Raw genomic sequence first — 13412 nt, 5'->3', positions numbered from 1 at the left:
TATTTATTATTGTAGAAGTACGCTATGCTAATAGATTACCTGCTTCTCCTTACCGGGGAAGAGCTTCTGGAAGGCGCACTGCTTCTGGCTGGTGGAGAGTAGCTCCGCGTTGGCGGTGAATAACTCCGCGTTGGTCTGGAGCTTCTGGAAGGTGTGTAGCTTCTGGAAGGAGACGTGCTTCTGCGAACCGGTGCAGTTCTGCGGATCACATTACTATTTCTGGGTTGGGAATAGTTCCTGTTGGTACCTGAACCATATCTGCTTCTGCTGCTACTGACATCGCGAATGGAGGGCTGATAAGAGCGTACTCCTCTGGTATTGCGGACATTCATGTCTCTCATGTTAGACGAAGCCCAACGGTTGGCAGAAGTTGTCCGTGCAAATGTCTTTCCGTCTCTGGTAACCAGATTAGAATGTCGGGTTGCTCTTCGAACAACATAGGGAGAATATCCCCAGCCGCCGTAATAGCCACCCCAACCATAGTAGGGATATCCCCAGTAGCCACCATAGTATCCCGGCCAGCCAAAGGCACCGCCCCAACCGGTATAGATACTACCCCAGCCATAATAACCGCCCCAGCCGTAACCGATGCCGATTCCCCAACCCCAGGGAGAATAAGCGCCCCAGCCCCAGGGAGAACCCCAGCCCCAGCCGTTATACAGCCCAAGGCCCCAGAAAGGGTTACCAGCATAGAAATTGGCTCCGAAATATGCCGGATTATAGACATATCCATTATCGTAAGCACCGCTGTTAAAGTCTATCTTAGGCTCTTCTCCGGCGGAAGTATCTGCGTCCCAGCTTTCATCATATCCGTCCATATCGTCTCCCTGATAGTAGGGATCACCATATTGATCATTATACTGAGTTGAATTGTTACGCGCATAGCTATCTTCCGGTCTGGCCTGATAGACTACCGTACAACTTCCCATCAGCAGGGACATGATTCCGATGGTTAATAATTTATTTTTCATCCTCGATTATTTTTTTGCATTTAGGTCGCTAATGGTTTACAGCAGCCTGTTTGCTTCCTTCGACTTAATAACGTAAATATCAATCTTTCTGCGACAGTTCTGACCTAAATTTAAGCTATTTTTGTCAAATTTAAAACTTTAAACCATTGGTTGTTAAATTACCTGCGAAGTTAGTACTTTTGCAACCTATTTTATTAGACTTTTTGCTAGGGTTAATAGTTAATTACTAAACTTTAATAAATAGTTAAATAAAATCGTATTGCAAAATCTGCAGTAAAAATATTATTGAATTATTTAATATGAGTAAAGAAATAACATCCCGTAACGAAGACTATTCTCAGTGGTACAACGACCTGGTTATTAAAGGTGAACTGGCCGATTACAGTGCAGTTCGCGGCTGTATGGTCATTAAACCCTATGGATTTGCCTTATGGGAAAATATGAGGGATGTATTGGATCGTATGTTTAAGGAAACGGGCCACGTAAATGCCTATTTTCCGTTATTTGTCCCCAAGAGCCTTTTTGAAGCCGAGGAGAAAAACGCTGAGGGTTTTGCTAAAGAATGTGCGGTGGTTACCCATTATCGTTTAAAGGGTGACCCTGAGCAAAAAGGAAAACTGATCGTTGATCCCGAAGCCCGACTGGAAGAAGAACTGGTGGTTCGTCCTACCTCTGAAGCCATTATCTGGAATACCTATAAAACCTGGATTCAATCCTATAGGGATCTTCCGCTACTCATTAATCAGTGGGCCAACGTTGTGCGTTGGGAAATGCGTACCCGGCTGTTTTTACGTACTGCAGAATTCTTATGGCAAGAAGGGCATACCGCACATGCCACCCAACAAGAAGCAATTGAAGAAGCCGTAAAAATGCTCCATGTTTATGGCGATTTTGTAGAACAATACATGGCTGTGCCAGTCATCAGGGGGATCAAGAGTGAAAGTGAACGATTTGCCGGAGCGGTGGATACCTATTGTATTGAAGCACTTATGCAGGACGGGAAGGCGCTGCAGGCAGGCACTTCACATTTTCTGGGTCAGAACTTTGCGAAGGCTTTTGACGTTAAATTCAGTGACAGGCAAAATAAGCTGGATTATGTATGGGCTACGAGCTGGGGAGTATCCACGCGGCTGATCGGTGGCTTGGTCATGGCCCATAGTGATGATGAAGGATTGATATTACCTCCAAAGATTGCTCCTATTCAGCTTGTTATTGTTCCTATATGCAAAGGTGAAGAACAAAAGGCCCGGATTGACGGAGTCATTTTACCTTTAATGGACAAGTTAAAGCAAAAAGGAGTCCGCGTGAAATATGATGATACTGATAACCAACGGCCGGGGTGGAAATTTGCCGAATATGAGAAAAAAGGCGTTCCGCTGAGAATAGCCATTGGTATGCGAGACCTGGAAAACAACCAAGCCGAGCTTGCTCGTCGTGATACCCGGGAAAAAGCAACCTATTCTTTGGATGGCCTGGATGAACAGATCGTCTCCTTACTGGAGGCAATCCAGACCAGCATTTTTAATAAAGCGAAAGCATTTCAGCAGTCCCGCATCACACCTGTAGACACTTGGGATGAGTTTGTGCGCTTACTGGATGAGCAGCCCGGTTTCCTTGCAGCCCATTGGGATGGCACTGTTGAAACAGAAGACAAAATAAAAGAGCTGACCAAGGCCACTATTCGTTGTATCCCACTCGATAATCCTGAGGAAAATGGCAAATGTATCCTGACAGGCAATCCCAGCAAACAGCGGGTATTATTCGCCCGCGCCTATTAATACTAATAAAAGTAAGGCCGGGGAATTATATATCACAGAAAACAACTATAAAACAGATACGAAGCCGTCCATCAATCATTGGACGGCTTCCCGGCTTATAAAGAAGACTTTAATACTGAATAAAGCAGCACTCTGGTTTCACTCCGGGGGGCGCCAACCGGCAATGAATTCAGGGATTTGTAGAGAAATGAATTAATTTTGCAGTATGAAATATGAAGTTGGAGACGAAATCCTCGTGTTACAGACAAGTGAAGAAGGCCGCGTGCTGGAAATTTTAAATCCAGAGATGGTCATCGTAGAAGTACGTGGTGTCAAGTTCCCTATATATACTGATCAGATCGATTTCCCTTATTTTAAAAGGTTCTCTCAGAAGCCTCTCGTATCGGCACCCAAAAAAGAAAAAGCTTTTATTGATCAGATCCCTATTGAAAAGAAAACGCAAACGAATCATATTAAAGCTGAAAACGGGACCTGGCTGACCTTATTGCCAAAATATTCACTGGATGAATTTGGTGATGACATTGTGGATTATTTTAAAATCTACCTGGTCAACCATACTCAGGATGCCATGCAGTTTTATTACAGGTATGAGAAAAATGGTCAGGTCGATTTTGAATTGAAATCAGAAGTGCTTCCTCATAAAGATGTCTATATTCATGACATGGATTTTTCTGATTTAAATGATTACCCCCATTTTGAAATAGAATTCTCCCTATCCAAAAAAGACGATAAGAGGGCTGATTATTTTGAAACTCAGTTAAAATTAAAACCGAAGCAGGTATTTAATAAAGTAGAGGAGATCAAGGACAAAAACGAACCGACTATCTCCTACCGTTTACTGGACAAATACCCAGTTAGGGAGAAGCAGGTAAAAGAACAAATGGACCTTAGCTCCCTGAGCAAAGTCGGGTACAAGGTTGTTCCTGCAAAAAAGTTCAAAGAAACCCTGCCGCCTGTTCGGAGTGTGGTGGATCTGCATATTGATAAAATCATAGATGATCCCAAAGGTCTCTCCCATTTTGAAATGCTGCAGCTGCAGCTAAGAGAATTCGAAAAATGGTATGATATCGCAGTGATGAACCGCCAGCCTAATTTGATTATTATCCACGGAGTAGGCAAAGGCAAACTAAAAGAAGAGATCCATCAGCTGCTCAAGAGCCGCAGAGAGGTAAAAAGCTTTGTTAACCAGTTTGATCATCGTTTCGGGTTTGGCGCAACAGAGATTTTCTTCCAATATTAATTGATACTGTTGTTAACTTTTGCGGCATTTTGGTGTAAATTGTGTGCCAAAATAACCATATATGGTCTCAAACCGGATTCAAAACAAAAATGTTATTTTACTGGTACTGGTAGCCTCTCTCGGCTATTTTGTTGACATCTACGACCTGTTAATCTTTTCCATTGTCCGGATCCAGAGCCTGAAAGACATCGGTATCCCCGATCGTGAAATGCGCCAGATGGGTGAATACATCCTTAACATGCAAATGGGTGGCCTGCTCATTGGCGGCATTATCTGGGGCGTTATGGGCGACAGATATGGCCGGATCAAAGTGCTGTTCGGATCCATCCTTTTATATTCGATAGCCAATATCTGCAATGGCCTGGTGCACGATGTCAATACCTATGCTTTTATTCGTTTTATTGCAGGTATTGGTCTGGCCGGGGAATTAGGTGCCGGTATCACGCTGGTCGCCGAGACGATGCCCAGGGAAAAGCGAGGGTATGGTACGATGATGGTCGCTGTAGTAGGATTGTTCGGCGCAGTAGCCGCCAAGGGAGTCTCACATTATTTTGATTGGCGTAATGCCTATTTTGTAGGTGGTGGTCTGGGCATCCTATTGTTATTCTTACGGTTAGGCATTTTCGAGTCAGGGATGTTTGAACAGGCCGCCAAAGATAAAAACATCAAAAAAGGCAGCCTGGGTATGCTTATGGGCAATAAAGACCGACTTGTCAAATACATCCATTGTATTCTCATCGGGCTTCCTTTATGGTTTGTCGTAGGCATCCTTCTCACGCAGGCCCCCGAAATAGGCCATCAATTAAATGCAAAAGGTACGTTGGATGCCGGCAGTGGTATCATGTTTGCCTATATAGGCATTTCTTTTGGAGATCTGATTGCAGGACTCCTATCTCAATGGATGAAATCCAGGAAAAAAGTCATTTTGATATTTTGTTTATTTACATTGGCAAGCTGTTCTTACTATCTCAGCTATAAAGGCATTACGCCTACCCAGTTCAATTACCTGGCCTTTATCATTGGCGTCGGTGTCGGATATTGGGCCAACTTTGTAACCATTGCCGCAGAACAGTTTGGCACCAACCTTCGTGCAACGGTGACCACCACTGTACCAAACTTTGTAAGAGGTGCATTGATTCCAATCACACTCCTATTTGAATTTTTTGTAAAGCATTTTAAATTGATTCCGGCAGCTTACATTATGTTATTTTTTTTGGTAGCCATTGCGCTTTTTTCGCTAAGCAGACTCAAGGAATCCTTCCACAAGGATTTGGATTATATGGAAGAAGATGCAGTGCCTGCCGTATAGGCAGCATTTGAACAACGACGATTATCTATAAGAATGGATCAAGACCTTGTTAATTACTATAGAGACCGGGCGCAGGAATATGAAAAGGTTTACCATAAACCTGAAAGGCAGGCTGATTTAAAAAAGCTCATCAGCGTTTTGCAGTCTTTATTCTTTCATAAAGAAGTTTTGGAAATCGCCTGCGGAACCGGGTATTGGACGGAAAGAATTGCTCAGACGGCAAACTCAATTTTGGCTACCGACATCAATAAAACAGTAATCGACATTGCAAAAAACAAACGATATAAAAGCTGTGTAACTTTTGAAGTTTCTGATATTTATGATTTAAACCCAATCAGAAAACATGAAAGTCTGTTTGGCGGATTTATCTGGAGTCATATACTGTTACAGGAACTGGATCATTTTATCACCAAGGTATCCGGGCTGGTAAAACCTGGAGGGACTCTGGTTTTCATCGATAATAATTATATTGAAGGCAGTAGTCACATGATTACTAAGTCAGATGATCGCGGCAATACCTATCAGACCAGAACCCTGGAAACCGGGGCTTCGCACTTGGTTTTAAAGAATTTCCCGACAAGAGAATTTGTTATCAGGCAATTATCGGGTATCGCGGCAGAAACAGCCTATATCAATCTTAGATATTATTGGATTGTAAGAGTCAGGCTTCTCCAATGAATATAAACCTATTTCCCGAGCTGATTTGTGCATTCTTTTTTAACAGCTGCCACAAAACCATACAGTGGTTTTTTGGCAGAGCCCGCTCCGCTTTAACGTAATTAGAAGCCATTTTTTAGTAAATTGCACCCAACTAATATGTCATATATGCAGCGCGTAACCGCTACTATTCTAACGATTGGTGATGAATTGCTGATTGGCCAGGTAATCGATACAAACGGTGCCTGGCTGGGACAGGCTTTAAATAATATTGGGGTTTGGGTAGCCAGGCGCGTCATCATAGGTGATAAATGGGATGCCATATGGCAGGCCTTAGATGACGCTTCGTCGGATTCTGATATTATTATAATTACAGGCGGATTAGGACCTACACAAGATGATCTTACTAAACCGATCCTGAACGAATATTTCGGAGGAAGTCTGGTCCTTCATGAACCGTCCCTGGAAATAATCAAGGGCATTTTCGCCAGGCTAAACAGACCGATGCTGGATGTCAATATCCGGCAGGCTGAAGTCCCTGACGTTTGCCAGGTCATGCTTAATTCACGTGGAACAGCCCCCGGCATGCAGTTTGAAAGGGAAGGTAAGCTCTATTTCAGCATGCCGGGCGTCCCTTTTGAGATGCAGGGACTGACAGAAAACTTTGTACTGAAAGCTATCCGGGAGAAATTTGATCTGGGAGAAGTCCTGCATCGTACCATGACGACAATGGGGCTTGGAGAATCCTTCGTCGCAGAGCGGCTTAAAGACCTGGAAACCAGTCTTCCCGAAAATATCAAACTTGCTTATCTACCTGGTCATCAGGCCGTCCGGCTTCGACTGACAGAAAATGTGGAGCCGGGGTCTCGCTCTGTCATTGATGATTATTTTCAGCAAATGAAGGACTTGCTCAGTGATATTTTGGTAACAGATGAGGATATCAGTTTCGCCGAGGCCATTGCCCGACTCCTGATTCAATACGACAAAAGGGTAACAACCGCAGAAAGTTGTACCGGCGGCTATCTGGCAGCCCAGTTAACTGCCATTAGCGGGGCATCTGCCTATATTCACGGTAGTGTCGTCAGCTATGACAATGCCATTAAAGAAGGTCTTTTAAAAGTACCCAGGAATATTTTGGACACCCATGGGGCCGTCAGCGAACAGGTCGTCATTTTAATGGCTAAACAGGTGAGAGTGATCATGGGTGCTGATTACAGCATAGCTGTTTCGGGCATATTAGGCCCTACCGGCGGAACTGAGCAAAAGCCAGTCGGGACCGTATGGATAGCCGCAGCCAGTCAGGACCAGGTCGTGACCAAGCTCTGTCACTTCCGGTATGACCGGTTGCATAACCGGGAAGCCGCTTCCCTCCAGGCATTTAATCTGTTACGTAAACTAATCGAATCAGAAAATCAGGGCACTCAATTTTCAGATTAGAAAACTTAATCGTACATTTCCAGGCCCGGATTCCCTTAATCCAGGCACAAAAATACATTTATGGCGCTAATTGAATTAAAAATGCCGGCTCTCGGCGAAGGAATAATAGAAGCAACCGTCTTAAAATGGCTTAAACAGCCGGGTGAACAGGTCGAGGAAGAGGAAATGGTTCTTGAAATCGCTACCGATAAGGTAGATAGTGAAGTGCCTTCTACTGTAAGTGGCGTAATCAAAGAAGTTTTGTTCAAGGAAAACCAAGTTGCCCCTGTAGGCGCTACCATTGCGCTTATAGAAACTGAAGGAGAAGCAGCAAATACAAAAGAAACAGAAGCGGAACCGGCTTCAACGCAAAACGCAACGGAGGATAGTGCAGAAAACATTGAAAATGAAGATACTGCATCCATTCCTTATGTACCTGCTGCCTCAGCAGAAACGCCGGCGACCACAAATGAGTCTAATAATATTCAGGGCAATAATGGCTTCTATTCCCCACTAGTCATGAGTATCGCCGCTAAAGAAGGTATTGCACCATCGGATCTTGCCTGTATCCCCGGAACAGGCAATGATGGCAGGCTTACAAAGAAAGATCTGCTAGCCTACATCGCCCGCAAGGGTGGTCAGCCCGTCAACTCCGCTATACAGGAGACTATGCCTGCCCCCTCAATATCTCCGGCAAGTTTCAGTGGAGAGACAGAGGTCATTGAGATGGACAGGATGCGTAAGCTGATCGCCAAGCATATGAAAGATAGCCAAAACATCAATGCAACAGTGACCAGTTTTGCCGAAGTTGATGTCACCAATATGGTTAAATGGCGGGAGAAAGTTAAGAAAGACTTTGAAATCAGGGAAAAGAGCAAGATCACATTTACGCCACTTTTTATTGATTGCGTAGCACGTACAATCAAACGTTTTCCTTTGATTAACAGCTCTGTGGATGGTGACACTATTATACTGAAGAAAAATATTAATATAGGGATGGCCACCGCGCTGCCCAGTGGCAACCTGATCGTGCCGGTTATTAAAAATGCCGACCATCTTAATCTGGTAGGCCTCAGTAAAGCAGTCAATGATCTGGCTGAAAGAGCCCGCAATAATCAATTAAAACCCGCTGATACACAGGAAGGTACATTTACACTGACCAACGTGGGCAGTTTTGGATCTCTGGGCGGAACGCCCATTATCAACCAACCACAGGTGGCTATTATGGCCATCGGCACCATTAAGAAAAGACCGGTGGTTATTGAGACAGACATGGGCGATACAATTGGTATCAGGCACATTATGATCCTGTCGCTCAGTTATGATCATCGGATCATTGATGGCGCATTAGGTTCCCGTTTTCTGGATGGAGTGGTAAAAGAAATAGAAAACTGGGACCTGAATAAGAAATATTAACCTAATTTAATATAAATTACTATATATAAGATCTTAATTTGCCATAGTGTGAGCCGAGAACTTCTTTAAAGCATGTAACTTGCGTTGATTACGGAAGTCTAATTTTCTATGTCAAAGTTTAAAAATGTATTGCCGGATTTTTTACGGAGGTCCTCAGGGGTGATTGTATTAATAATAACCCTGTTACAATTCAGTGTTGCCAAGGCACAGTTCTCTGATCCGGCCAGGGATGTTGACTGGAGCCCTACCGGCCTAACTTTTGATAATTTTCGGGTAGTACAACCCGCAAGAAAGGGGCAGCCCCTTTCTGTCGGAGCAGTCACTTCAAGCCAGCCAGGTGTAGAAGTAAGTGTTAGTAATCTGGACCTGCAACGTGTCTTGAAAATTTCCATGACCAATAGATTCAGTTATAACAAATCCTGGGTATCTGCGGATGCTTTACAGGATAGTGGTCTTCTTCAGCATGAACAAGGTCATTTTGACTTGAATGAGATCTATACCAGAAAAACCTTCCAGCAGTTCCGGCAAGTAAAATTTACCAATAATTTTAAAGAAGAGATCGCCAAGATCATGGAAGCCATGAATAAGGAGCTTTCCAAAGTACAGAAGAATTACGAACGCCAGACCATGCATGGATTACTCAAAAAGAACCAGGCCATCTGGAACCAGCGGATTACCCTTGCTTTGCAGCAGCTACCTCCCTATGAAGGAGCACATATCAGCCAGACCTTACCGCCGTTAAATGCGGCAAAGGATGCCGATTACAGGTTTCAATAATAAAAGCGAATTAATTATCTAACCACAGATTCAGTATTCTACCCATCAATTCGTTGCAGGCGTTAATATACCTTCTTCCATGCGGCAAAGGATGCCGATTACAGGTTTTCAATAATAAAAGCGAATTAATTATCTAACCACAGATTCAGTATTCTACCCATCAATTCGTTGCAGGCGTTAATATACCTTCTTCCATTTAACAACAGGCTTTTACTTTGTACATATGGGGCATCTTCTAGGTTAATCTCACCTCTGCCTTCTTCTATCATTAAAGCCAGACCCGATGCATTGACTTCCAGGTGAAATTGTAATGCAATAACCTTATCCTCCACTGAGAATGCCTGGTTGCTGTTAGCTGGAGAGTCCAACAAATTGGAGCAGCCATTCGGCAGCTCAAATTGATCCCCATGCCAGTGAAAAACAGTTGGTTTATTTCTGAACAATCTTTCAAATTTCAGCGACACTCTGCCTTTCTTTATTAAACCTGCGTCAGGCATCACCGGAAACCAGCCAATTTCTTTTTGGGGAGCTTTATAAACCTTTGCACCTAACACATCTGCAATGAGTTGTGCGCCAAGGCAGATGCCAAGCACTGGCTTCTCTGCTTCTATACAGCATTTTATAAAATCTTTTTCTGCTTTCAGCCAGGAGTAGACAGACGTATCATACACACCCATAGGGCCGCCCATTATAATCAGGGCATCTATATCGTCGGGCGCGGGCAACTGAAACAGTGGCTCATAAAATTTTGTCGCTGTACAATCAAATCCATTTTCCGATAGCCAGGTTTCAATATAACCCAGGCCTTCAAAATCGACATGTTGCAGATAATGGACGCGCTTTTCCTTTTTCATGAATAAAAACGGAAATTATACGGTAGCTAAATAATCTTTGGCGATCGCACAAGCCATAGAGCGTAAAAGATATTTTGCTTCAGTCTGGGGTAAAATATCTGTAGCAAGTATATTAAAGTCGCTTTCCAAATGATTGTTATTGATTTTATTTTTCATCTGCCAGGTAACCAGAGAAGATTCCATAAATGCGCCCAGGTCTTCTGGGGAAACCTGTGCATAATTGGCCCAGTAATGGGTACCTTCGACATTCACTGGAGGAAATACAAATCCAGAGATGACTTCCTTTCCATTTTCAAATTTAAACCCGATCACGACCTGTTCAGAAGGAATGAATGCGGCAATCGTAGAGATTACCTGGATGGCAAAATATCCTTCCTTTCTCACAAAAGAGAAAGAAACAACACCTGAGGAACCATCGTTTTGTTTACCAGCCAGAATCACCATATTGTTACGCTCATCTCCTATGGTATCGATGATACGAAGCCCTTCTTTATCGTCTCTGCATGTAATCGTATCAAAAAACTTCTTACGGCCAGCCCTGATATCACCGGTTTCTGCAGTATGTGAAAACTTTTCAATTGCACTTTGCAATATATCACGTGATTCCATAATAAAAGATAAGTTTGCTCTATAGTAAAATTACAATTTAAATGCCAAACAAATAGGCTATATCCACAGTTTTTGGCTGCTTTTATTCCTGAAACGAAGACTGCCTGTAATCACAATAAAAGTAGGCGTCCAAAACTGAAAAGCGTTACAGGCTCCTTGGCAGATATCCCGTATCAGATATAACCCGCTTGCTGTTTTAGACGCCTCTGACTGTTTGCAGCAGCTAATTATTTTTTTTGCCAGGCAACCCGGGCCTTTACCTTACCGCCGCTGGTGGTATTGGTCACAATATAAGTCAGCACCTTATCCTTTAACGTATAAGACCGAACCTGAAGATGTCCTTCCCAATTGGGGAAAAAAGCATGCCGTACATCGAAAGTGATGGTATAGTTCGACTCATCCACAACATATCTGCCAAAATGCGAATTGCTTCCTTTGACCAATGCAGCATTTTCCTCCTGTGTACCTTTGGCTTTATTATTGGCAGCCACGTTGGGTCTGTCCGATTTTAGTATTTGAATGGAATAGTCACCGCCATTTGTCAAAATCATCCTGCCTGCAGGATTTTTCCCGTAAGGATAGGTGACCCGGCCATCAGCATAGGTGTTCTCCACTGCCATCAGCGACCAGGTTCCCACCAACCGGTTCCTGGCTGCCGTAGACAAATTAGAACTATGGTGTGGATTGGCCCATAGCATCGAAAAAGTTATGAGCAATAAACATTTTATCATCTTAATGTTAATTTAAGTTATTATTATCGTTACAATTATTTGTAGCCAATGCGGATAATAGCTCCATTGAGCTTGCTTTCTATACTTTTAATGTAGGCAAGTACCAGGTCGTTTGCCGGAATGTCTGAAATCTTAGCCGGACTTATAGCATTTAACCGTATGCCGCGTGGCATTTCTAAAGCTGCAGCCTTTACAAAACTGTTAACGGCTCCATTGGGAACAGCCTTTCCGGAAGAGCCTTTAACGGGGCTCTCTCCTATTTTTCCAGATATCAACGTGATAGATCCATTATCATTAACATAGTTTAGCCCGATAAGTACCAGGTTAATCTGCGACAACAGCTTCTGTTGAATACCGGCCTCATAGCCGGTGATGTCCATAGCATCCAGTTCCCCCGTTACGCTGCTGCCCGCCACACAGATAATCGCGTCGACCTTACCCGACCTTTTGAAAAGATGCCTGATATCCGTTATTGCCGAAATATCCGCCAAAATATCGCCGTTGCTCCTGCCTACGCTAATAACGTCATGATCAATCTGTAAAGCGGGTTGAATGAGCCTTCCGATAGCACCTGTTGCGCCAATAAGTAAAATTTTCATGATTCAAAATTTGATTGTAGCAAAATTATACAAGGATGGCTATTCAGCTCTTGTACATTTTTACACTTATTTTGTACTTTTGCACCCATGGCAGGCGCAATACTATATGATTCATACGAAATCGAATGCAAGCGGTTAAGCGATTTCAGCGAAATCGCAAAACGTAACCATTTCTTTGAATTGATCTTTATACTCGAAGGTACAGGTGTCCAAACTGTCAATAAGAACCGGTTCAACTACCGCAAGGGAAACCTCTTCCTGTTGACACCACAGGATGTTTATAGCTTTGACATTACGATACCTACTACCTTTTTTATTCTACGTTTCAGTGAACAATATGTAAAAGGCAAAAACCGCGACACGTCAGACTTGATAAGGCAAGTGGAGTATATCTTAAAGAATGCCAGTCATCGCCCCGGATGCATTTTGAAAAACAAAGTGGATAAACCGCTGGTGGCCTCGTTTATTGAAAACATACTTAACGAACAACAAAATCAGCAACTATATTATAATCGTATTACTGAACAGATTATCGATACGTTAATTACCATTGTAGCCAGAAATATCGCTTTAAAACTGCCCAAAAATGTGACAGAAGCCACGGGTGAACCTGTGTTGGAAATACTTAATTACATACAGGATAATATATTTGAACCTGACAATCTAAGAGCAAAAAAATTGAGCAAGCATTTTAATATCTCGCTCAACTACCTTGGCAGGTATTTTAAAAAGCAAACAGGTGACACCCTACAGGCATATATCAATAACTTCAGGCTTAGATTAGTAGAAACAAGGTTGCTACACAGTGATATGCGTATTAACGAGATCGCATACGAATTTAATTATACCGATGAAAGCCATTTAAACCGCGCCTTTAGAAAATACAAGGGCATGAACCCATCGGAATACAGGAAGCTTCACATGAGCAACTCAGGTTAATACCGCATTCATTTTCCATTCTGAAAAATAAGAACCAGGATAGTCACGGGCTATCCAACTGCCGGCAAACAAAGAAGGGACTGCCTCTTTCATGGCGGCCCCTTCTTTGTTCATCT

General features: G+C 43.1%; 14 protein-coding genes. 8 read left to right on the top strand and 6 right to left on the bottom strand.

The features are described 5' to 3' along the window. Nucleotides 1-35 precede the first annotated feature (35 nt). On the bottom strand, nucleotides 36-971 hold the full coding sequence (locus K9M52_RS13370) for a hypothetical protein (protein WP_224068933.1): 936 nt from the start codon (nucleotides 969-971) through the stop codon (nucleotides 36-38). A 299-nt stretch (nucleotides 972-1270) separates the two neighbouring features. Here K9M52_RS13370 and proS point away from each other — a divergent pair, with 299 nt between their 5' ends. The 7 genes from proS (at nucleotide 1271) to K9M52_RS13335 (ending at nucleotide 9564) form a co-directional block, all read left to right on the top strand. Further along, nucleotides 1271-2749 carry a proline--tRNA ligase gene (gene proS / locus K9M52_RS13365; RefSeq protein WP_224068932.1) on the top strand — a complete coding sequence of 493 codons (1479 nt, stop codon included), beginning with the start codon at nucleotides 1271-1273 and terminating at the stop codon, nucleotides 2747-2749. A gap of 205 nt (nucleotides 2750-2954) precedes the next feature. Continuing rightward, on the top strand, nucleotides 2955-3989 hold the full coding sequence (locus K9M52_RS13360) for a Smr/MutS family protein (protein WP_224068931.1): 1035 nt from the start codon (nucleotides 2955-2957) through the stop codon (nucleotides 3987-3989). A gap of 61 nt (nucleotides 3990-4050) precedes the next feature. Then, on the top strand, nucleotides 4051-5298 hold the full coding sequence (locus tag K9M52_RS13355) for an MFS transporter (RefSeq protein WP_224068930.1): 1248 nt from the start codon (nucleotides 4051-4053) through the stop codon (nucleotides 5296-5298). 33 nt (nucleotides 5299-5331) lie between these two features. After that, nucleotides 5332-5976, top strand: a complete 645-nt coding sequence (locus K9M52_RS13350) for a class I SAM-dependent methyltransferase (protein ID WP_224068929.1) — start codon at nucleotides 5332-5334, stop codon at nucleotides 5974-5976. Between the two features lie 147 nt (nucleotides 5977-6123). Beyond that, entirely contained in the window at nucleotides 6124-7392 is a 1269-nt protein-coding gene (locus K9M52_RS13345; protein WP_224068928.1) for a CinA family nicotinamide mononucleotide deamidase-related protein, read from the top strand. A gap of 60 nt (nucleotides 7393-7452) precedes the next feature. Continuing rightward, the gene (locus tag K9M52_RS13340) at nucleotides 7453-8787 is read left to right on the top strand and encodes a dihydrolipoamide acetyltransferase family protein (protein WP_224068927.1); all 1335 of its coding nucleotides are present in this window, start codon (nucleotides 7453-7455) and stop codon (nucleotides 8785-8787) included. 108 nt (nucleotides 8788-8895) lie between these two features. Further along, the gene (locus tag K9M52_RS13335) at nucleotides 8896-9564 is read left to right on the top strand and encodes a DUF922 domain-containing protein (protein WP_224068926.1); all 669 of its coding nucleotides are present in this window, start codon (nucleotides 8896-8898) and stop codon (nucleotides 9562-9564) included. Between the two features lie 125 nt (nucleotides 9565-9689). Here the strand turns inward: K9M52_RS13335 and K9M52_RS13330 are convergent, their stop codons facing one another. The 4 genes from K9M52_RS13330 to K9M52_RS13315 form a co-directional block, all read right to left on the bottom strand. Next, a complete protein-coding gene (locus tag K9M52_RS13330) occupies nucleotides 9690-10418 on the bottom strand; it encodes a type 1 glutamine amidotransferase (RefSeq protein WP_224068925.1) in 729 nt (242 codons plus the stop codon). Nucleotides 10419-10433: 15 nt separating this feature from the next. After that, nucleotides 10434-11027 carry a hypothetical protein gene (locus tag K9M52_RS13325; RefSeq protein WP_224068924.1) on the bottom strand — a complete coding sequence of 198 codons (594 nt, stop codon included), beginning with the start codon at nucleotides 11025-11027 and terminating at the stop codon, nucleotides 10434-10436. 227 nt (nucleotides 11028-11254) lie between these two features. Continuing rightward, nucleotides 11255-11758 carry a lipocalin-like domain-containing protein gene (locus K9M52_RS13320; protein WP_224068923.1) on the bottom strand — a complete coding sequence of 168 codons (504 nt, stop codon included), beginning with the start codon at nucleotides 11756-11758 and terminating at the stop codon, nucleotides 11255-11257. A 35-nt stretch (nucleotides 11759-11793) separates the two neighbouring features. Then, nucleotides 11794-12357 (bottom strand): short chain dehydrogenase, encoded by a 564-nt coding sequence (locus tag K9M52_RS13315; protein WP_224068922.1) that lies wholly within the window; start codon nucleotides 12355-12357, stop codon nucleotides 11794-11796. 87 nt (nucleotides 12358-12444) lie between these two features. Here K9M52_RS13315 and K9M52_RS13310 point away from each other — a divergent pair, with 87 nt between their 5' ends. Next, entirely contained in the window at nucleotides 12445-13296 is an 852-nt protein-coding gene (locus tag K9M52_RS13310; RefSeq protein ID WP_224068921.1) for an AraC family transcriptional regulator, read from the top strand. Here the strand turns inward: K9M52_RS13310 and K9M52_RS19050 are convergent. Continuing rightward, nucleotides 13288-13410: a hypothetical protein gene (locus K9M52_RS19050; protein WP_262902407.1), complete on the bottom strand. Its 123-nt coding sequence runs from the start codon at nucleotides 13408-13410 to the stop codon at nucleotides 13288-13290. The genes K9M52_RS13310 and K9M52_RS19050 overlap by 9 nt on opposite strands. Between the last annotated feature and the right edge of the window lie 2 nt (nucleotides 13411-13412).

Source organism: Arachidicoccus terrestris (assembly GCF_020042345.1).
In the GTDB taxonomy this organism is placed as follows: Bacteria; Bacteroidota; Bacteroidia; order Chitinophagales; family Chitinophagaceae; genus Arachidicoccus; species Arachidicoccus terrestris.
This window is presented reverse-complemented; position numbering and strand designations above follow the sequence as displayed.